Origin of the sequence: Marinifilum sp. D714, assembly GCF_030851345.1 — a bacterium.
Taxonomy (GTDB): Bacteria; Bacteroidota; Bacteroidia; order Bacteroidales; family Marinifilaceae; genus Marinifilum.
Window position 1 is genome coordinate 40,271 of sequence record NZ_JALPNU010000023.1, and the last position, 21,113, is coordinate 61,383.

The following is a 21,113-nucleotide window of genomic DNA, read 5'->3' on the forward strand; positions in this document are numbered from 1 at the left end:
TCCTTGCAATGGGAGTTTCATTACAGAATGAATATGATCTTATTGGTTTGTAGTTCTTTCATATTTGATCTTATCACCTTCTTCAATGCCAAACTTATCGCAAAATCCACCAATCACCTCAACTACATATTTTGCCTTTTTAATGGATGGGATGTTTTGCTCTGATAAAGGCACAGCACGTTCATGAATTCGTACAATTTCAAAATTGCTGTTCACGTAGATGATATCCAAAGAAATATAGGTTTCTTTCATCCAGAAATTCTGAGTTTTTTCGATATCCATAATAAACAACATTCCTTGTTGATCGCTCATGGAATAACGGTACATTAAACCTTGGACAGTTTCCGCTAGACCTTCTGCAATCTCAATATCTATGGTTCTGATCGTTGAATTGTCCTGTTTGCTCATAAAGGATAGTTCACCTTCTTTTGTAAAAGGAATTTCTATTTTATTATTGCTTTGATCAGCAGATCTTTTAAAATTTGGCTGAACAGCCAGAAAGATCAAAGCGATACCTATTGTAATAAGAGCAATAATTTGGAATAATGAGGTTTTCCTTTTTGCTGATTTTCTTTTCTTATTCTTTTTGCTTGCTTGTTTCATGGTTTAAATTCGTTATTTCTTTTCGAGCATTCCTGCCGTTTTTATAAAGTTATCTGCTTTTTCTTGTTCAGCTTTGGTTGAAAGACTCACAATAATAAAAATCAAAGCCGAACCAATCATTCCATAGGCTGCTTGTTGCACTGAGGCAATCTCCCAGGCAGTTGGTAATGCAACGCCAAGCGCAACCAACAGGTTGTAAGTTGAAAACACCAGTCCGAAGATAATGGAAAGGGTAGCGGCCATAGAATTTCCTCTTTTCCAGATAAAGGCCAATATTAATGGCACGAAAGCTCCTGTAGCCAGAAAATCGGAACCAATCCAGGTTATTTTTAGGATGGAGCGTATTTCAATGGCAATTAGTAAGCCAAGTAAAGCAATTACCAGTGTGGCAATTTTTCCTACCCATACCATTTCGTGGTTTTTGGCGCTTGGCTTGAATCGGTTCTTAAAAACATCAACACTCAAAACCAAGGCTCCGGTATTGATCATGGAATCCATGGTTGACATGATGGCTGAGCACAAACCTACGAATAACAATGCAGCCAAACCCAAAGGCATGTAATCTTGAATTATGGCAGGCACAATTCCTCCTTCGGGCACCGATTCATATATACCCAGGCTAAGCATGCCAGTTAAGGTTACCATTAAATACAATGGAATGAATACAATAAAAGCTAATCCCATCATTTTTTTTGCATCGCCAGGTTGTTTTGCAGCTGATATTCTTTGCCATATATTGGCCTGTATCATCCACGAACAGCCAAAAGTGATGATGAACACAAAATTGTTGGATAAATTGTGGAAGAAGGAAAAGAACTCAGGTTTGTTTCTGCTTAACGCGATTTCCTGCACTTTTTCGAATCCACCCGAATGATTGTACGCAAATATGAAAAGCACAATGGCTGCCATTAAAAGGAATACAAACTGAATGATATCGGTTACAACAACGCCTTTAAATCCGCCAAAGAAAGAATAAAGCACAACAATACTGGTTCCGACTAATGCTGCAATCTTATAATCTATATCGAAGAAGGATTGGAAAAATTTTCCGATAACAACCGCCTGTGTGGCTACACCCAAAATCATGAATATCAAAATGAGAATGGATAGGAGTAGAGCTACTGTTTTGTTGTAGCGCATCTCCATGATTTGTGGTTGTGTAATGGTTCCTACTTTGCGAATGGCTTTTGAAAAAAGATACATCAGAAAAGTGGAAAATAGCACAGGCATGCCATAAATCCAGAAGGAGGAAAGTCCCTGGTTGAATCCATGATCGACCAAATCGATGGAAGATCCACCGCCCCACCAGGATGCTATAAATGTTATTGCCAATGCCCAAAAGGGAAGTTGACGTCCGGCCAAAAAATAATCTTCGGTGTTTTTACTTGCTTTCGATCGCAAAACAATAAACATGATTCCTGCGAAATAAGCAATGAGTAGAAGTATTGAAATATTTTGAAGTTGATTCATTCTTGAAGTTTAAAATTAATAGTGCTGTTTGCCACAGCATTTCTTAAATTTCAATCCGCTTCCGCATGGGCAAGGACTGTTTCTGCTGATACTTTGTTTGGCACGAAGCAATTTTCTTTGCGACATATTCTGGTTAAAAATCTCTTCCAGCAATTGATACAGTTCAGGATGAGCACTGGCCAATAGTTTTGGCCTTTCGAAAAAGTATTCACTGATTACTGCAAAAAATTCGGCCTTGTTGGTTGCTCCATAAGGATTGATGTCCGACTTTTCTTCGTAGATTTCATCAATTTTCTTGCTGATTAAGTCCAGCCAGGGAATAGAGTATTGCTTTTCCATCAATATAGAGGGAAGGCCATCTATCTTGCCATCCATTTTATCGATAAGGTGAACAAACTCATGAATTGCCGTATTTTTCTTATCCGATTCATTCGAGAAACCATGAAGTAGAGCAGGCTTTGAAAGAATCATTTTGCCTTCCATATAACCAGTCCCAACCATGCCCAATATTCTGGCGTCTTCACCTTGCGTTTCAAATTTGTCGTTAAAGCTGTTGGGGTAAAGCAGCACCTCAAACAGGTTGGTGTATTTCCAATTGGGAAATTCGAAAACTGGAATTATGGCACTGGCTGCAACCAAAACTCTATCGGTATCATCTACCTTGGTATGGATTCCAGTAATTCTACAGTTTAATAAAAACTCTTGAATCTTATACTCAAATCTTGTTTTTTCTTCAGCCGTAAGGCTATTGTAGAAACTGACTTTTTGAATCAGAATGTTTCTCCAATTGCCTGGGAAAGGTTTTTTTGGTGATATCCAGTTTTTATTGGACCATAATTTTTTAAAAAAAAGATAGGCCAATATGCCTATAGAGAGGATTGCAATGTACTTCATGAAATATGATATTCTTACTTGTTGATTAGACTGTAAATTGTTTCATCCCAATATTTCCCGTTGGTGAATGAATGCTCTTTTAAATGTGCTTCTTTTTCGAAGCCACGCTTTTCCAATAGTTGTATTGATGCCTGATTTCCATCTAAGATATAAGCATAAATTTTGTGTAATGATAATGATGATTTTCCAAATTGGATGATTTTATCAATAATTTCGGACATAAACCCATTGTTCCAATGTTTTTGTATGATTCCATAACCAATTTCGGCTCGGCTGTGTTCTTTTGAGATATCAAATAATCCACCATATCCAATGTCTTCGACAGTTTCTTTTAGAGTAAATACCCACCAATAAGCAGTTTCTTTCTTGTTGGCCTCTAAAAAGAAATTTAATTTTTCGATAGCCTTAATTTTTGATTGAAATGGTTCCCTAACAATATACTTCAAACAATCTTCCGAAGAATTGAATTTATAAACAATGTCTACATCCGTAGATTTCATCTCGCGAATAATCAGCCTTTTACTGTTAAGCTTAGGAAAGTGTTTATACATGTTCGGGTTTATGAATGATGATTTGCTAAATAAAATAAAAACTAAAGATAGCAAAGTATGTTGAATATGATTCTTCGTTTTGAATAGGGTGAATGATCCCAATTCTTGGATAAATCAACTAAAAGAGCCAACTAATTTGATGATTATTCTTGAAATACTGCTAAATTTGTAGCTTGTATAATCTCAAAACGTTTATGGAGTACATCGAATATATTGAAAGGGAGAGTGGTGAAGTGAAAAAAGAGGTAGTGCCCGGTAAGGGTATGCTAAAATGGCTTTATGGATCTTTCTTTGGAAAAGCATCGTTGCATGTACTTGTAAAGAGAAAGGTAGTTTCGGCTGTTGGAGGTAGATTTATGAATAGCCGATTATCTAAAGGACAAATCAAGCGTTTTGTTAAAAAAAATGGGATAGATCTTTCCATTTATCATGAAACTGATAGTAAATCATATAAACATTTTAACGATTTCTTCTATCGAAAAATTCAAGATAAAAAGCGTCCTATTGGAGATGGCATTGTTTCACCAGCTGATGGAAAAATTCTTGCATTTCCTTCGCTTAAAGATGTAGATTCTTTCTTTATAAAAGGATCGGAATTTTCTGTTAATAGCTTTTTAGGAAATAGTCAATTAGCAGAGAAGTATGTTGATGGAGCAATGGCTATTGTTCGATTGGCCCCAGCCGATTATCATCGTTATCATTTTCCAGCGGGAGGAATAATTACAGAATCAAAAAAGATTAAAGGAAAGTACTTTTCGGTTTCGCCGTTGGCTTTAAAGAAGAGTTTAGAAATATTTTGTCAGAATCAGCGAGCGTATAGCATTCTGAAAACCGAAGAGTATGGCGATATTTTGATTTCTGAGGTTGGAGCAACTATGGTAGGTAGTATTATACAAACCTACAAGAAAGATACATTTGTAGAGAAGGGAAGTGAGAAAGGGTATTTTGCTTTTGGTGGATCTACAGTTGTTTTATTCTTCGAGAAGGATAAAGTTGTTTTCGATAAAGATATTGTAGAAAATACTCGACACGGCTACGAAACATCAATAAAAATGGGCGAAAATATTGCCAGAAAACATCAATAATTCAAGCTTTGTTTTGCAAGTCTTATCACCACTATAAGCGGATTAATTTATAGTGGAATTTTTCTCTATAATAAATCACTTCATGACTTTATAGATAAGTTGAAACCAGTTTAACTGGGAATGCTTTTTTACTTCAATTGCGAGAGGCAGTTCATTGTGATATCCCAAAAGTTCATCTTATGCTAATGTAAGCAGTTTAAAATCCATGCCAAGTTTTTTTGATTTCTCTTATAAATTAAAGGGTTCGCCAAATTCGAATTGTTTTGGGAGAGAAAAATATGTAACTTAAGTATTATTCACTAAATACTTGCTGAAATGAAAAAGATATTGCTATTGGTTACGTTTGCTTTGTTATGCAGTATTGGCATGGCACAGCAGGAAAGATTTTTAGTCTTTGATTTTATGAAGGTTGCTGATGATATGGAGAATGATTATTGGGAGACAGAAACCTTCTTTGAAAAAATACATGAACAACGCCTAAAGGATGGAGAAATACTAGGCTGGGATCTTTGGTCGCTTAAGCCAGGAGGAAGCGAACAAGGGTATCAGTACCTCACCGTTACCATTTACGATGATCCGGTTAAGGCTATGGCGAATGGAGATGTTTTTGCAGCTGCAAAAAAAGCATACCCTAATATGTCGGATAAGGAATTGAAAGCAGAGTTGAAGGAGTCATTTGGTTCGCGACAGTTAAGCAAAAGAATTTTCATGAAGGTAATTGCTGCTACCAATGATAATTTTAAAATGGAAGTGGGTACGGTAATGCGCATGAATTTTATGGAAGCTGTAGAAGGCAAATTCGATGAGTATGAGAAGGCTGAAAAGGAAGTGTTCCTTCCAATTCATCAGAAAAGAGTTGATGCAAAAACGATGAGTCATTGGAGCTTAACACGTGTGTTGATGCCATCGGGAAGTAGTGTGCGTATGACGCATATGACTTTTGATATGTTTGAGGGATATTTGCACTATTTTGATGCTTATGGTAGAAATGAGGTGTTTAATGTAGATGATGAAACACAAGTCAAAATTGAGGAAGCCATAAAATTGAGAGATCTGAATTGGTCGTACATTGGAATCATGAAGAAAACTGTGAAGTGATCAGTTGGAGTTTGATGTATATGACTTAATGATATAAATAAAAATTGATGAGGCGCAAGGTATTGCGCCTTTTTCTTTTCTACTAGGTGAGAAATGAGTGTTAAAGTAAAAAGGAGATAAATGCAAAAGCATCATCTCCTTTTCTTTCATAGTTAGTGGTTAGTCGGGTACTGTGTTCATAATCACATACCAACTCCATTCATCGGGATTGCCTTCACCAACGCTTGGTGTATATCTGAAAATCCCAATGTTTTTTCCTCCCTTTAAATACCGATTCACTATGGACAAATCATTAATCGAATTCCAAATAGACTCTAGAGGGTAGTCAACTCCTTCTTCAGGAAAAATGATTTGAAACCTTTCATCAGCAGGTTTCTCTATTTCTTCATCCAAATACAGGAAATTATCAGGATGATAAAGTCTTTTGGGAAATTTTCTATAGCCAGTGCCATCCCAAATTATGGAACCATCAAAAATAAGTTCTTCCCTGGGTTCATAAAAAAGTGAAATGCTCCCAAAATCTCCAGGTGATACATATTCAACACTTATCGGAATCGTATCTGAGTTGTTAAACTCTGAGTGAAGAAATAGTTCAATTCCTCCCTCAAATTCAAAATCGGTATAGTTAATCTTTAGCAAAACTACAGAGTTGTCGTGGGTGTGATAGATGTAGTCATTGTCATTATCGTCTAAACAACCTGTTAGTATACCCATTAATAAAATCAATATCCACTTCTTCATCGCATCTTTCCTTTAGAGTTATACTTGTTTGATTATAACAAAAATAGTACCCAAATTGTATCTGTATTTGTCATTTTTCAGACCATTTGTACAATTAAATGATGAAGAAATGTGAAATGGGTTGCGTGAAGATATTCTTAATATTAGGATTTGAGTTATCATTCCTTTGATAAAATCCCTACTTGTTATAAGTAGGGAATCCTCTCTTAAAATTTATCAGAGTAAAATATTTTGATTAAGACTTATTGTTTATAAATTTGGTTGCACTGTAATTTTTACAATGTTTGGCCAAGGTAAAAAGAAAAAGAAGAGCAATGCGTTATACTTACCTTAACAACATTAAAGCAAGGAATCTAAAATTAGACGATCAATTATATGAATAATCAGATAATCTTATTAGCTATTTTATCTATTCTAACTCTTTCATTTAAATCAGATAAAAATAAAGTTGTTTTCAAATATCCAAAGTTGAAAGGTGTGGATATTGTGATGAATACAAGTGTATTTAGAAAATTCAAAAAAGAGTGGAGAGGGAAAGATTATTATTATCTGTGTGAAAAAGGACAGAATGATATAGTTTGTTCAGTATTATTTTACAAGTTGAATGAAAAAGAAAAAATGATGTATGTTGATTTGACAAGAGCAATGATTGGTAAGGAATGTCCAGAAGTTAGCCCAGTATTTCCATTAGAGTACTTTTCCAATTACTCAAATCTAAAAAAATATGAAACTAACCATAGTAAATGGGGAAATTTAAAAGGTGACTTTATGTTTCGCCATGCGGACATAAAGGAGTTTAATGGAGCTAAAATAAATCAAAAGCATATGTATGCTTACACAATGGTAGATAATGATTTATTTGTGAATATTCATTTGTCTAAAATATTTTGTACTAAAAATGATTCAATATTTATGGCAGAAATACTGAATAGCTTAAACATTAGGAATTGATGTCAAGGCTTTATAACCGTATTGTTTGAGTTAATCTGAAAGAAAATGAATATTGTATGATGGAGCAAAAAATATTTTATTCCCAAGGAACAAAAAACTCAATCGATTTTAAAGAATCACCACTTCTACCTACAAAAAACTAACAAACTTAAATGAACAAACGAATACTACTATTCCTATTCTCAATTGCCTTATTCACTCTATGTGCTTGCGACAATAAAAAGGAAGAGACTGATAATGTCAAAGTAAATCGATTGGATACCCTTTTTAATGAGCTTTTCGAAGAAGGAAAATTCAATGGAAATGTTCTCATTGCCGAAAATGGAAAGGCCATCTACGAAAAGAGTTTAGGATTGGCCAATGAGATTTCGAAACAACAATTAAACATCGAGACAAGATTTGAATTGGCATCGGTTTCCAAACAGTTTACAGCCATGGGAATTGTACAACTTCAAAAAGAAAACAAACTGTCATACCAGGATGATTTCAGCAAGTACTTACCCGAACTGGACTTTTACAAAGGAATTACCATACACGACCTGTTGATCCACACATCGGGTTTGGCAGATTATATGGAGTTGGCAATCGCTCATTGGGACAAATCAAAAATTGCAAACAATGAGAATATGATTCAGCTTTTTGAAAAAGTGAAACCAGAACTTGAATTCGAGCCAGGTGAAAAGTTTAGTTATAGCAACACAGGCTACATGTTGTTGGCTACCATTATCGAAAGAGTTAGTGGCAAATCCTTTGAAGGCTATTTAAAGGAAAAAATATTTGATCCTCTTCAAATGACGAATACATTTGTTTACAGAAGATGGTATCAGCCTGAAGACCTAGACAACTATGCACAAGGCTATATTTATTCAGACAGCCTGGCGCAAATTGTTTTGCCTTACGAAGCGAATCGCAAAACCGTTTACCTGGATGGAATTGTTGGCGATGGAATCGTAAACTCAACTGTATATGACTTGTTGAAATGGGATAGAGCACTTTATGGAGATGATTTGGTGAATGATGAAGACAAGAAAATCATATTTTCATCCTACAAATTAAATAATGGTTCTGAAACCAAATATGGCTATGGTTGGCAAATCTCCAATAGCAAGGTATACGGAAGAAGAGTTGCACATGCAGGCAGTTGGGCTGGTTACGAAACCTATATCGAAAGACATTCGGATAAAGATAAAACCATAATCATTCTTCAAAACCATTCAACTCCTAAAACTGAAATTCCTTCGAGTGATATCTGTAAAATCTTGTACAATCAGCCTATTGAAAAAGAAATTCATCTTGACACTACCATCCTCAAACCTTATTCAGGATTATATGAAAATGCAAAAGGAAAGGAATACCACCTTCAATTCAAGGAGAAACAACTGTTCTTTCTGCCTAAGCCAGAGATAGAATTGAGACTTATCCCGGTTTCGAAAACCAAATTTATAGTGGATCGGGTAAGTCCTGAACTTACCTTTACTTTTATCTTGAATGAAAAAGGAGAGGTTGAGAAATGTAGATTCACACAAGTGGAAAAGGAAGTTGATAGAGAGTTGATACGGAAAAGCTAACTAATGGGTAAACTTATAATTTTCATATTAATCATTCTGCCATCTTCTCTGTTTGGACAAAAGCGAAGTAATAAATTGTCAATAGATATCGATGGAGACAATGAACTCGAACAAATTCTATTTGTTGATGACTATAAAGGAGAATATGACATCAATGAATTTAATAAGTTTTGTATTGTTAGTGGATCGGACACCATTTGTGTTGAGAATCCTGAAGTTTGGGTTGAGCAAAAGCATTTGTACGAAATTGCAGATGAATGCGAGGATAATCGATTTGGTTTCTTTAGACGGAATGGTAAAGCTTTGATTTGGCTAACTGGGTATCAGTATGGATGTTGTTTAAATAGAACTACATTTTTGGAATGGACGGGCGATTCACTGAACACATTATTCGATAAGGAATTTGAAGTGTCTGATATCAGAACGATTGATGAAAAGAAATACGTAATCGGTAATTTTTCCATGGCAGAAGTATATGGAGATATGGAAGGCGACTTTTATTTTTCAAGCTATTTCCCAGAAGAGTATCGATTGTTGGATGATAGCCTGAAAATTGATAAGAAATTAACCATTGAAAGAAATTTACCGAGTGTATTGCTGGAAGATTCTGTTGATGTTTATTCTGCCAGTATCGTTCATGTCAATCTTACTGGGCGGCATATCATGGTCAGTAAAGATTTAGAATATTCTGTAAGTGTGAGAGATTATGGAATCATTTCATTGACTAAACTAGAGAAGGATTATTTTAAGAATTTTACCAAGTCGCAACTAAGAATTGCTAGAAATGAAATATTTGCCTTTCATGGTTATTCTTTTAAATCTGAAGATTTGAAAGAAGTATTCAATAAAAAGTACTGGTATAAGCCTAGTAATATGAGTTCAAAGTCCATATCAGAAAAACTAACGCCAATAGAAAAGTACAATATAAACCTGATCAGAGAGATTGAATTGAAAGTTGATAACTAATATCTAACCATTCTCTATTTGTAAGACTTCCATTTGACAAAAACATAAAAATTAAAAACAAATGAAAAAGAAATATCTTATAGGCTTCTTGTTAATTCTATCTTTTTATTGTAAAGGCAATGATTTAACTATGGTATCAAAGCTTTTAACGACTAGTACTTATTCACCATCAGTGTTGATGAATGATAGAATATTCTACCAAGAGGTCAGAGGTGATTCGATTCCTTCGGTAACTAAGAATGGAGTAAAGTTCTTTTATTCTTTTGCAATACGATATTATACATCCGATAATAACTTTATAAGTACACTACAAAATGGAGGTTCCAAAAATTATATTCATCCTGATATAACAGCAGTTATGGATGGAGTTTTCAAGCAATATAAAATTGAAGAAATATATAGCTTTAAGAGACAGGAGGTTGAAGATCTTCTTCTTAAAATGCTAAGGGAGAAATTTGAAAAAAATAATATAAAAATTGATGCTTTACTAATAAGAAGCATTGACTTTTCAGAAGTATTAAAGCAACAAATATATGAGCGACTTGTGAAAGAAGAAGAGGAGAGAAAAGCCAGAATGTAAAACTTTAAAAAATTACTGAGAACTTTTCTGCAATATCCTTAGATTATACCTTTAAACTCATCAACTCAAAATGGTATTTAATTCATATGGAAATACTTTACTTATTAAAAAGAGAAGCAAGAGCTTGCTTCTCTATAGTTAGGCTGTACGATTTAATCATCGCATACCCTTAATCAAACTTCTTTTCGAAAGGGTCTATATTTGAAATTTTAAGATTGACTTCTTTTACTTCCTCAAGGAGTTGATCGGGATAAATGATTGTATTTTTAAAAATGACCAGTTCTATGTCACGTGTGTTTTGAATGTTTTCAAGAGGATTGGCATTCAATAGTACCAAATCGGCCAATTTGTTTTCATCAACACTTCCCATTCTTTTTTCTTTGTTCATGTAAGTGGCCGCATTTATGGTGGCGGTTTGAAGTGCTTCAGCATTCGAAAGCCCGGCATTCACAAAATATTCAAGCTCATCATGTAAATTAAAACCAGCACATCCCTGATCGGAACCCGCTATAATTTTTATTCCTTCTGTCTGCATTTGATAAAGTAATTTCTCCTGCAGTTTCAACTCTCGCTCAAAAGGCTTCATTTTTTTCAGCTTTTCCGCATCGGGGCGATATCTTTTCTGAACAGGAGGAGGGAAAAAATCATATCGATTGTCGGTATATACCCAATCCAATTCGTTGTATTGAAAGCGATGTTTCACGCCAAGAGTAGGACATTGATACATGTTGTATTTGCTTAATTCATGAATTACAGAATCAGCCTTTGTCTGATCGAAAGACCAAAGCGCTTTGGTAGTGCAACCCATGATTTGCATTTTCATAATTCCTGATAGATTTTCTTCTTTCGAAGCAACACCAAGCAAGCTATCCAGTCTTGCATGTAAAAACTTCTCCCGTGTCGAGCAAGCCAGGAGCAAACCGTTTAAGTGTTCATTCGATTTTTGTCCTAATTTTGCCGCTTCAATTAATCCTATGCTGTAGGGAACATGTCCTGCAAATTCAAAATTTAATCGATTACATTCATTAGCAATGGCCATGTATTGATCTTTGGACACCAAACTAAGCAATTTGATGAATTCACTTTCACTTTTCTTTGCCTCTTGAACAATTTGAATGGCCTGCTTGCAACTTTTAACCGGAATCTCATTTTCGAACCATGGAGTAGGACCATCTATAATTTGGCTGGAAAACGTGATTCTAGGCACATTGCTATTTTGTTCCGTGCTATCTTGCCATTCCATGCGATACCCTGTCATTTCACGGACGCCAACAACGCCCTTGGCCAGGTACATTTTCAGATATTCTTTATCAGGAAAATAAAAATGCACATGCATATCCCAGAGTCCGGGGATCAAGTACTTGCCTTTTCCATTAATAACTTGAGTAGAATCATTTGCTGACAGCTGATTTCCAGTCGTTATTTTTTTTATGACTTGTTGTTGAATGCCAACGTCTTTATTTTTTACGATACTGCCTGTTTCAACATCAACGATATTTACATTTTGAATGATGATATCGTAATTTTCACTTCTTGATGGAAAAATAAATAGTGTGCATAAGAGTAAGCATAAGCTTATTTGTTTCATTTTTAGGTGTTTTTATTATTAGTTAAAGGTTTGTAAAAGCTTGTCTAAAAAGTACCAACGACGTGAAACATTTGATTTTCAAATCCGGAGATCACTCTGCCGAAACTTTCGGATCAGAATGCCAATTATTATTGGACTTTGAGACAGTCTCTAGGCTTAAACTGTGACGAATGAAAACAGCATTTGACTACAGAGAAATTAATTAATATTATTATTTATTTGTAAGGTGCTTATAGATAGAAGGGTGGAGGAGTGAATAAATGATATTAAAAGTTTTGTTTATTTCTCTTCGTTGTCGAACTTTGTTTTCCACGGCAACCTTGAGGAAATTACAAATTGAAAAACACCAATTGAAAATGCAAAGAAACAGACTCCACTACTTCTTTCTAATCATACTGACTATCATTATCGGCTTGGCCTCAAGACATTTTTCCAACTATTTACCCGAAATCATCAATTTGGGATTGGGAGATGCCTTATGGGCATTGATGATGTATTGGATGCTTGCCTTTGCTTTTCCTGCAGCAAGTATTAGGAACTTGACAGCAATGGCATTGACTATCTGTTTTCTGGTTGAATTTAGCCAACTGATACAGGTCGATTGGTTAAATACATTGCGTAGCAATAGGTTTGCCGCATTGGTTTTGGGACAAGGCTTTTTATGGTCGGACCTTTTGGCCTATACCACTGGAGTAGCAAGTGGCATGTGTATTGAAATGAATTTGATGAGGAGGAGAGTAGCTTCATAGCTAATCCATTTGCCTGAATGGCAAACATCTTTATAACCCAGGGCAAGGGAGAGAAAACGACCGCCGCCCTGGCTTAATAGCATCGTCTTGAAATCGTCGCAACTGCAAACCTCAATAGGTCTGGAATTAAAAATGCGACGAAATAAAATTTAAATCTATTTTGTCCTTACCCAAAACACCCTCACAAATAAACTGATCAAACAAACCTCTAATCTTTGCACAACTTCCTCTCTTCAAGGAGAGGATTGAGGAGAGGTGATTTGGAAGAGAAAACACCTCATTCTATCTTTCTCCTCAAGGAGAAAAGAACGCGTGTCGTAAAAAAAGCATAACACAAATTATCAATTTCCTGAAGGGCATACAACAATAGCCCAAGGGGAGGGAGAGAAAACGACCGCCGCCCTGGGTTAATAGCACCATCTTGAAATCGTCGCAACTGCAAACCTCAATAGGTCTGGAATAACTAATGCGACGAAATAAAATTTAAATCTATTTTGTCTGCACCCAAAACACCCTCACAAATAAACTGATCAAACAAACCTCTAATCTTTGCACACCTTCCTCTCCTCAAGGAGAGGATTAAGGTGAGGTGATATGAGAGAGAAAACACCTCATTCTATCTTTCTCCTTGAGGAGAAAAGAACACATGATGTAGAAAAAATGCATACCACAAATTTTTCATTTTCCTGAAGGGCAAATAGCAACAGCCCAGGGCAAGGGAGAGAAAACACCTCATTCTATCTTTCTCCTTGAGGAGAAAAGAACACATGATGTAGGAAAAATGCATACCACAAATTTTTCATTTTCCTGAAGGGCATACAGCAATAGCCTAAGACAACGGAGTGATAACGACCGCCCTCTGGCTTAATAGCACCGTCTTGAAATCGTCGCAACTGCAAATCTCAATAAGTCTGGAATTAAAAATGCGACGAAATATATAGCATTGCGTTTCAAGATCAATGTTTCCCTTTTAGGAAACCGTAGCGGAGCGAAGCTCGTGAACACAATTGAAAATTGAGTTTAATGTGAACAAACTGTCGACAGACTAAAGGGTGAAGTAGTATAAGCAACAGCACCCCTCTGCCTGTCGGCATCTCCCCTGAAAAGGGAGAATTAAGAGATTAAAATATTGTATAGGTAATTCTTTGTTTCATAATATTCATGTAAATAAATGTGTATAAAGAGTAGCTTCATAGTTAATCCATTTGCCTGAAGGGCAAACAGCAACAGCCCAGGGCAAGGGAGAGAAAACGACCGCTGCCCTGGGGTAGTAGCCCCGTCTTGAAATCGTCGCAACTGCAAACCTCAATAAGTCTGGAATAACTAATGCGACGAAATGAAATTTAAATATATTTTGTCCTTACCCAAAACACCCTCACAAATAAACTGATCAAACAAACCTCTAATCTTTGCACAACTTCCCCTCCTCAAGGAGAGGATTAAGGTGAGGTGATATACAATTACGATCGACCTGACTACAGAACCAAACTTGCTAAAAAAGAACAACAACTTAACTTCTCATTGAACAATACACAATTCGTGTGTCATAATGTTTATTTGAATTGAAGAGTTGCTTGTGCTGAAAATAATATTTTTATAAAAAAATCACCTCCGCTATAATCCTTCTATTTGTATTGAAAATACTAGTGCTTTGTGTTGTTGTGAATGGATGTATTTATCTGATAAACAAACAAAAATTAAATATTAATCACAGTTTTATTTGGAAATTAAAGAAATAATTCTCTAAATTTATGTAACAATTCAACCAAGAAACTACTAGAGTAGCAAATTATAAGTAGAATCTGATTCTACTTCACACTGTAAATACAACAAAGACCATCAGGTCGGTGTATTTTACATTTGCTGAATGACTCCCTCGATTCCGATAAGCATCGGTACTTCGCTGTTAGCAAAACTTAGGCTCATAATTATTGGATCTGCATGATCTGCAGATTGGTCTACATTCTCAACAAATGGAAGAAAATTCTTCCAGATAGCATGTAAGCCAAAAATCATTAATGGTAAATCTAACAAGAACGGAAATAGATCCAACGGAAAAGCAAATAGATCGTGCGGAAATATAAATAGAAAGAGCGGAAAATGAAATAGACTGTACGGAAATGAAAATGGAGGCAACGAAAAAGGAAATGGACTGTACGGAAATGAAAATAGATCATTAAAAAATGGAAATAGATTGTACAAAAATGAAAATAGAAACATCGGAAAAGGAAATAAATCCTTTCAGATTTCAGCTAAATCAAAAAAATGAAAGTGCTGATAGATGAACAAACGAAACCAATTAAATCTCTTATGTCGCGTGATGTTTTATACTAAAACCATAATTGCGCAACTCTGTGTCTTTTTGATGATTAACAACTGCTTAAAAACTTAATAAAATGGATAATGCTAGTAATTTAAAATTAGATTCTTTTGTACAAACCAATACGGCTTTGACTGAGAATGCGAGTATTTATGAAGCCAATGTGAGCACCAAAGCCCAGGCGGATCAGTTCGCTTCGGATCTGGAGCAACTTTTAAACTTGAAAGAGGAAGCCGATCAGCCTGTAAAATGGTTGATAGGTGAAAAAAATGCAGTGAAGAAATCTCTGATAGAGAAGCTCTATCTTTTATGCAATGGATTGGTCTGTTATGCCAACTCTGTGCCAAATAGTGAGATATTGGAGAAAGCAAGTACTGGCAAATATGCTTTAAGGAACCTCAGTGAATTGGACTTGATTGATTTTTACAAGCAGTGCGTAGGCATTGCCAGGCAGCATGTGGCCGATTTGCCACCCTTTGGCCCTAGCGAAGAAAGCATAACGGCTGTAGAGACCGATGGCAAAGCCTTTGAACAAAAACGTTCCGATCTGATTCTTTTAAAAGAGGACAAGGCCACTGCCAGAAATGAATTCAATCTTTTACTGAAGAAGATCAATAAGCTTTTAAATGGCAAGTTGGATTATAGCATAGAAAACCTGCGTACTACTCATCCTGATTTTGTGAATTACTATTTTGCAGCCCGACAAAAGGCCAAGGGAGTACAACGCCATTACGATCTGTTGGGCTACTTAAAAGACAAGGCTACCGGCAAAGCCATTGCCCTGGGCAAGGTTTCGGTAGAAGGTTTGGATTTGACTACCCACATTACCGCGAACGGTACTTTTAGGTTCAAGCATTTCCCGGAAGGAGAGCACCGACTCATTATCGAAAATATCAATTACAAAACTTTATATGTTCCAATCCGCCGCTATGCTTCTGAACGAAGCAAACTGTATTTGGAAATGGAAGCCATTCCTTTAGAGGTAATTTAAGTATTGAAAAACTTTGTTTGTTCCATACTCTGGTAAAGGTTGAATGGTATTGGAAGAGGAACAAACAAAACCAAGCTGTGGTAGGAGTGCCACAGCTTTTTTATTACCCAATCATAATTATGTAGACTTATTCTATTTTATGTCTGCTGGTTATTTTACTCTCGTAATCTTATTGTTTGCTATTGGATTTTCATAAATTTGATTGACAAGAAATTCAACTTGTGTTTATTACTCCTATATGGGGGGATAAACACAATACATTGAATGAATAATGGAGAAATAAACGCAATTGTGTTTATTTATAAGTTGTGCAACATATCCGAACATCACATAAACATTGAAATGAAAGTCAAAATATTCAATTTTCTGTTTTTAATGATTCTATTCGCTTCTTGCGATAAATTTTCCCGTGAAAAATATCCTCAGTTAGCTTCTAAAACAGAAAGTTATAAATATATAAATAGTTGCTATTCTGCTGAATTTGAAAATATAGACAAAATTCCAACTGAAATGCAGAATAAAATTACTTCTTTTTTAAAAAGCAGATTAGGAAATAAAAACTTTAAAGAATTAGAATTTAAAAGTGGTTATGTCCTATCAGACAAGCCAATTGAAATAGAAAGAACAGAAAGCGAAAGTAAAATCTTAGCACTTCTTGGTCAAGACAAACAAAAGGTTGATTGCGACACAATATTAGATTTTCCAATTTACTCAGTTGTTTATGAGCTAAAAAAACCTGAAATCGGAATTGAAATAATTGGACTGAATTTAATGCTTGACAGAAATGGAAAACTGATTAAAGACATTGATTTCCCAAAAGCGGAATTTGCTGATAAAATAATACCAATAGATTCTGTACACTCGGAATTAATTCGTAGAAAAATCCCATACAAAAAACTGAATATCGACTTGTGGTTTGACAAAAGAACCGAATCTTTTGTTTGGTCTACTAATACATTAATTCGAGAAGGAAGTATAGCTGGACCAAGTTGTTTTCCAGAAGTTTATTACCATTTTAAAATGAACGCAAATAATGGTGAAATAACAGAGTTTGATATTGAAAAAACAGAAGAATATTTTTTTGGAAGTGATAATCATTACGTTGAATAAAAATACGTTGCACAACACGCTAGTATAAAGCATATGGCGTTCGTAGCTTTTAGGAAGTGTAGTTCACTAATCGAATACCGCCAAATCTTTGATTTGGCTTTAGGAATGAAAAGATAAAAACAAATAAAAGATTTGGCTCAGAGGAGTTTTGGAAGGTTTGGTTCGTTAAAGTGCCATACGCTTCATCTAGCCAACCGTTATGCGCAATTTTAAAACACAGAGATGCTGACAAAATAATATAATATGAAAATTGAAAAAATAACTATCACCAAACTATTTGGAGAGTACGATTACGAGATTCCTTTAGAAAATAATAAGTTAATCTTAGTTGCAGAAAATGGTTCTGGAAAGACCACTATTGTAAACTTGATTTACTTCTTCTTATCTAGGCAATGGACAAAATTACTTAGATACAATTTCGGTAGTATTGGTGCAATTGTAAACGAAAAAGAGTTTAGTATAACAAAACAGGATATTGATATTTTAAACTCATCTAAGTTTCAACGTTATCTTAAAAGATATCCGTCAAATATTAAAGACAAAATATACGAACTCCTAATAAGTGCCGACCCTTTTGAAATTATAAAGAATCCATTCAAATTTGAGTATACAGCTGATAGACTTAATATTCCATCGCATTTAATATTTGAACTTTCAAATATGATAAATTCTGAACAGCTCACCCTTTTTAATGAAATAATCCCATCAAAGGGTAAGAGTTTAGAAAATTTAATTGATTCACAAATACTTTATCTACCAACTTATCGAAGAATAGAACAAGACTTGAAGAATATCTTTCCTGATATGGAGTCAGACATTGATAAGTTTCGAAAAAGGAAACGTCATAGAGAACCCAATGATTCAAGCTATGTAGAATTGGTTGAATTTGGAATGGAAGATGTTGAAGATAAAATTAATAGAAGACTATATGAGATTAAAGAGGATTTAGGTAATAAAATTAAGAATAACCTTACAGGTGGTTATCTTAGGGATGTAATAAACAAGACGTATCAAAACATATCATATGAGCAAGTTCAAACGTTTAACGAAACTGCTTTGAGTTCTATTTTAAGTAGAATTGATGAATCTGTATTGTCAAAACAGGAGAAAAATCGACTATTACACTTTGTAAATGAAGTTAACAACAAAGGTGCAATTGATAGAGAAGAAAATAAAATCGTTGCTTATTTCATTTATAGGCTTTCAGCAATTTACAAGGAGCTAATGGATGAAGAAAAAGATATTCAAAGGTTTGTTTCAATTTGCAACGAATTTTCAGCCAATAAGAAATTCGTTTATGATAATATTAACTTCAAAATTACTGTACATCCATATATTAAATCTAGAATTAGGAAAAAAGAAACTATTGAGTTAAAAGACCTCAGTTCAGGAGAGAAACAAATAGTTTCCTTATTTAGTCATATTTATTTATCAAGGGAAAAGAAATTCTTTATAATTATTGATGAGCCAGAATTATCCCTTTCTGTACCTTGGCAGCAAAGATTCTTGCTAGATATTTCCAGTAATGAGTATTGTGATGGAATTTTAGCCGTAACCCATTCCCCATTTATTTTTGAAAATGAAATGGAAGTATATGCAGCAGCATTAAACTCATTTATTAAATAGCAGGTATGGGGTTTTTAGAATATTTAAAAAATGCGGCAAAATCACCAGTTACAGCTCAAACCAAATTTATGCAGCAATATAAACAGGCTGATAACTCGATTCACGTTTTCTTAGAGGGGAAAGATGACCCATCATTTTATTCAAACTACATTGAAAGAAATAAAAGAAAAGGTCAAAGAATATATTTCTACAATTCCAAGAATAAGGCTGGAGTTTATTATAATCATTCCAAAATAAACTGGAGTGTGTACAAGAAAGAACGAATACTTTTTTTCGTCGATAAAGATTTTAGCGACATATTGAATGAAGAGTACGCTTCTGACCAGAATATTTTTGTTACTAGATTCTATTCCATAGAAAATTACTTAGTGTCAAGGACTCTATTTTCTAGATGCTTAAGGGAGATATTTGGAATAAATGATGACAAAGTTATTGCGAGAATTTCTAAGGAGTTTGTAAAATCACTTGCAGAATTTCACAAGGCAATAGAACCGTTAACATCAGTATTGTTATACTACCGAAAGAATAATATTCCAGTCAATCTTAACAACATAGATTTCAATCAGATTTTCAATGTTAATATTGGGGATAAAGTTACTGTCAAGAGTAATATACAGCAGTACTTAGTTAAATGTACAGGTGTAAAGAGTTTTCCAAAATATACAGAGTTTAAAGAGTGTTTAAGCTTGATTAAACCTGTAGGTAATACAAAATTATATGTTCGGGGGAAATGTGAGTTATGGTTTATGATAAAGTATTTAAACTTATTACCAGCAATTATGAATCAAGATATTGCAAAAGGAGAGCCTAAAATAAAATCTTGTTTAAATATTACCCCAAACAACGCTGTTCAAATTATAGCTCCACGATTAAGAATACCAATGGAATTAAAGAAATTTTTAATTGAAAATCTAAAGAAAAAAAGCGCATAACATTTTGTATAAGTAATGGCAGGAGATGTAGTAAATATCAAGGTTTGTAGCCCGATCAAACTGCATAGCGGTTTGACAGGAAAGAAGCCCGCAAACTGCCACTACTCATACAATTTACCGTTCTAACCAATTAGAAACAAAACGAAAACTACTTAAATGAAAAAGATATCATTAGTATTATCAGGAGGTGGCGCAAGAGGTATTGCACATATAGGAGTTTTGGAAGAATTAGAAAAGCAAGGTTATGAAATTCATTCTATAACAGGAACTTCTATGGGAGCAGTTGTTGGTGGAATTTATGCTGCTGGAAAAATTAAAGAGTTTAAAAAATGGATTTTAGATCTCAATAAAATTGACATTTTTAAATTAGTGGATTTTACACTTTTTAATAGTGGTTTTATTAGAGGAGACAAAGTGTTTGAGGAATTATCAACCTTCATTCCTGACTATCAAATTCAGGACTTACCGATTAAGTTTTCTGCAACTGCCACTGATTTAATTGGTAAAAATGAAGTCCTTTTCACAGACGGAAGTCTGTATAATGCAATGCGTGCTTCGATAGCAATTCCAAATGTTTTAACACCTGTGAAAAATGAAGGTTCTATCCTTGTTGATGGTGGTGTAGTAAATAATATTCCTATCAATCATGCCCAACGAATTGATGATGACCTTTTGATTGCAGTTAATGTTAATGCAGATATTCCCCTACCCAAAAAGAAGAAAAAGAAAGAAGAACGGCATTCTTTTTACCAAAGCACTATTAATAAATTCAACAAGAATTTGAGCGAATTATTCTCTGGCAATAAGAATAATGATTTAAGTTATTTTGATATCATGAATGTGTCATTCGAAATAATGAGAAATGAAATGGTTAAGTTCTCCCTTAAAAATAATCCCCCTGATATTTTAATAGAAACATCACGATATAGCTGTAACGTATATGATTTTTATAAAGCAGATGAATTAATAGAAATGGGGTGTAAAGCAACAATAATAAGTATAAATAATTATAACGAAACTTAGGTCGGATACGAAAAAGCCTGCCAGCGCGAGCTTGTAGCTCGTGTTTTGCGTAGCAGAATGCTTTTCTGCCCAGTGGCAGAGGTTCGGCTATAAGCTCGAACCAGCAAGGGGTATAAACACAATACATTGGATGAATAATGGAGAAATAAACGCAAGTATATTACGCTTATAAACAAGTTGAACAAAAACCGCCTACAGCGGTAGCTTAGAGATAAGGTTGTAACTTGATTAAGTATTTATTCATTAAACTATTTAGTCATGAAAAAA

19 protein-coding genes are annotated in these 21,113 nt (G+C 34.5%); 12 read left to right on the plus strand and 7 right to left on the minus strand.

What is annotated here, in order from left to right; genetic code table 11:
* Positions 1-39: 39 nt before the first annotated feature.
* Genes M0051_RS16220 through M0051_RS16235 form a run of 4 tightly spaced genes read right to left on the minus strand, consistent with a single transcriptional unit; the run spans position 40 to position 3,518 of the window.
* Complete coding sequence (locus tag M0051_RS16220) at positions 40-603, minus strand: DUF192 domain-containing protein (protein ID WP_306742565.1); 564 nt, start codon at positions 601-603, stop codon at positions 40-42.
* A gap of 12 nt (positions 604-615) precedes the next feature.
* Positions 616-2,073 (minus strand): sodium:solute symporter, encoded by a 1,458-nt coding sequence (locus tag M0051_RS16225; protein ID WP_306742566.1) that lies wholly within the window; start codon positions 2,071-2,073, stop codon positions 616-618.
* 15 nt (positions 2,074-2,088) lie between these two features.
* On the minus strand, positions 2,089-2,967 hold the full coding sequence (locus tag M0051_RS16230) for a zinc-dependent peptidase (protein WP_306742567.1): 879 nt from the start codon (positions 2,965-2,967) through the stop codon (positions 2,089-2,091).
* A 14-nt stretch (positions 2,968-2,981) separates the two neighbouring features.
* Entirely contained in the window at positions 2,982-3,518 is a 537-nt protein-coding gene (locus tag M0051_RS16235) for a GNAT family N-acetyltransferase (RefSeq protein ID WP_306742568.1), read from the minus strand.
* A 194-nt stretch (positions 3,519-3,712) separates the two neighbouring features.
* Here M0051_RS16235 and M0051_RS16240 point away from each other — a divergent pair, with 194 nt between their 5' ends.
* Together M0051_RS16240 and M0051_RS16245 are read left to right on the plus strand one after the other, a co-directional pair.
* Positions 3,713-4,603 carry a phosphatidylserine decarboxylase gene (locus M0051_RS16240; protein ID WP_306742569.1) on the plus strand — a complete coding sequence of 297 codons (891 nt, stop codon included), beginning with the start codon at positions 3,713-3,715 and terminating at the stop codon, positions 4,601-4,603.
* A 315-nt stretch (positions 4,604-4,918) separates the two neighbouring features.
* The gene (locus tag M0051_RS16245) at positions 4,919-5,701 is read left to right on the plus strand and encodes a hypothetical protein (RefSeq protein WP_306742570.1); all 783 of its coding nucleotides are present in this window, start codon (positions 4,919-4,921) and stop codon (positions 5,699-5,701) included.
* 159 nt (positions 5,702-5,860) lie between these two features.
* On the opposite strand, the gene M0051_RS16250 is transcribed toward M0051_RS16245, so the two are convergent.
* Complete coding sequence (locus M0051_RS16250; RefSeq protein ID WP_306742571.1) at positions 5,861-6,442, minus strand: hypothetical protein; 582 nt, start codon at positions 6,440-6,442, stop codon at positions 5,861-5,863.
* A 375-nt stretch (positions 6,443-6,817) separates the two neighbouring features.
* On the opposite strand from M0051_RS16250, the gene M0051_RS16255 reads away from it, so the two are divergent.
* The 4 genes from M0051_RS16255 to M0051_RS16270 all read left to right on the plus strand — a co-directional run bounded on the left by M0051_RS16255 (position 6,818) and on the right by M0051_RS16270 (position 10,507).
* Entirely contained in the window at positions 6,818-7,393 is a 576-nt protein-coding gene (locus tag M0051_RS16255; RefSeq protein WP_306742573.1) for a hypothetical protein, read from the plus strand.
* Between the two features lie 152 nt (positions 7,394-7,545).
* Positions 7,546-8,961, plus strand: a complete 1,416-nt coding sequence (locus M0051_RS16260; RefSeq protein ID WP_306742574.1) for a serine hydrolase — start codon at positions 7,546-7,548, stop codon at positions 8,959-8,961.
* A gap of 3 nt (positions 8,962-8,964) precedes the next feature.
* Complete coding sequence (locus M0051_RS16265; protein ID WP_306742575.1) at positions 8,965-9,927, plus strand: YARHG domain-containing protein; 963 nt, start codon at positions 8,965-8,967, stop codon at positions 9,925-9,927.
* 61 nt (positions 9,928-9,988) lie between these two features.
* Positions 9,989-10,507, plus strand: coding sequence for an SPFH domain-containing protein (locus M0051_RS16270; RefSeq protein WP_306742576.1), 519 nt, complete (start codon positions 9,989-9,991; stop codon positions 10,505-10,507).
* A 169-nt stretch (positions 10,508-10,676) separates the two neighbouring features.
* Here the strand turns inward: M0051_RS16270 and M0051_RS16275 are convergent, their stop codons facing one another.
* Positions 10,677-12,095: an amidohydrolase family protein gene (locus M0051_RS16275; protein ID WP_306742577.1), complete on the minus strand. Its 1,419-nt coding sequence runs from the start codon at positions 12,093-12,095 to the stop codon at positions 10,677-10,679.
* A 356-nt stretch (positions 12,096-12,451) separates the two neighbouring features.
* Here M0051_RS16275 and M0051_RS16280 point away from each other — a divergent pair, with 356 nt between their 5' ends.
* Positions 12,452-12,844, plus strand: coding sequence for a DUF2809 domain-containing protein (locus M0051_RS16280; RefSeq protein ID WP_306742578.1), 393 nt, complete (start codon positions 12,452-12,454; stop codon positions 12,842-12,844).
* Positions 12,845-14,698: 1,854 nt separating this feature from the next.
* Here M0051_RS16280 and M0051_RS16285 read toward each other — a convergent pair.
* Positions 14,699-14,860: a hypothetical protein gene (locus tag M0051_RS16285; protein ID WP_306742579.1), complete on the minus strand. Its 162-nt coding sequence runs from the start codon at positions 14,858-14,860 to the stop codon at positions 14,699-14,701.
* 380 nt (positions 14,861-15,240) lie between these two features.
* Between M0051_RS16285 and M0051_RS16290 the strand changes: the two genes are divergently transcribed.
* The 5 genes from M0051_RS16290 (at position 15,241) to M0051_RS16310 (ending at position 20,846) form a co-directional block, all read left to right on the plus strand.
* Positions 15,241-16,155, plus strand: a complete 915-nt coding sequence (locus M0051_RS16290) for a hypothetical protein (RefSeq protein ID WP_306742580.1) — start codon at positions 15,241-15,243, stop codon at positions 16,153-16,155.
* 264 nt (positions 16,156-16,419) lie between these two features.
* A complete protein-coding gene (locus M0051_RS16295) occupies positions 16,420-17,265 on the plus strand; it encodes a hypothetical protein (protein ID WP_306742581.1) in 846 nt (281 codons plus the stop codon).
* A gap of 243 nt (positions 17,266-17,508) precedes the next feature.
* The gene (locus M0051_RS16300) at positions 17,509-18,891 is read left to right on the plus strand and encodes an AAA family ATPase (RefSeq protein WP_306742582.1); all 1,383 of its coding nucleotides are present in this window, start codon (positions 17,509-17,511) and stop codon (positions 18,889-18,891) included.
* Positions 18,892-18,896: 5 nt separating this feature from the next.
* Positions 18,897-19,823, plus strand: coding sequence for a DUF4435 domain-containing protein (locus M0051_RS16305; protein ID WP_306742583.1), 927 nt, complete (start codon positions 18,897-18,899; stop codon positions 19,821-19,823).
* Between the two features lie 156 nt (positions 19,824-19,979).
* Positions 19,980-20,846, plus strand: a complete 867-nt coding sequence (locus M0051_RS16310; RefSeq protein WP_306742585.1) for a patatin-like phospholipase family protein — start codon at positions 19,980-19,982, stop codon at positions 20,844-20,846.
* The last annotated feature ends 267 nt before the right edge of the window (positions 20,847-21,113 follow it).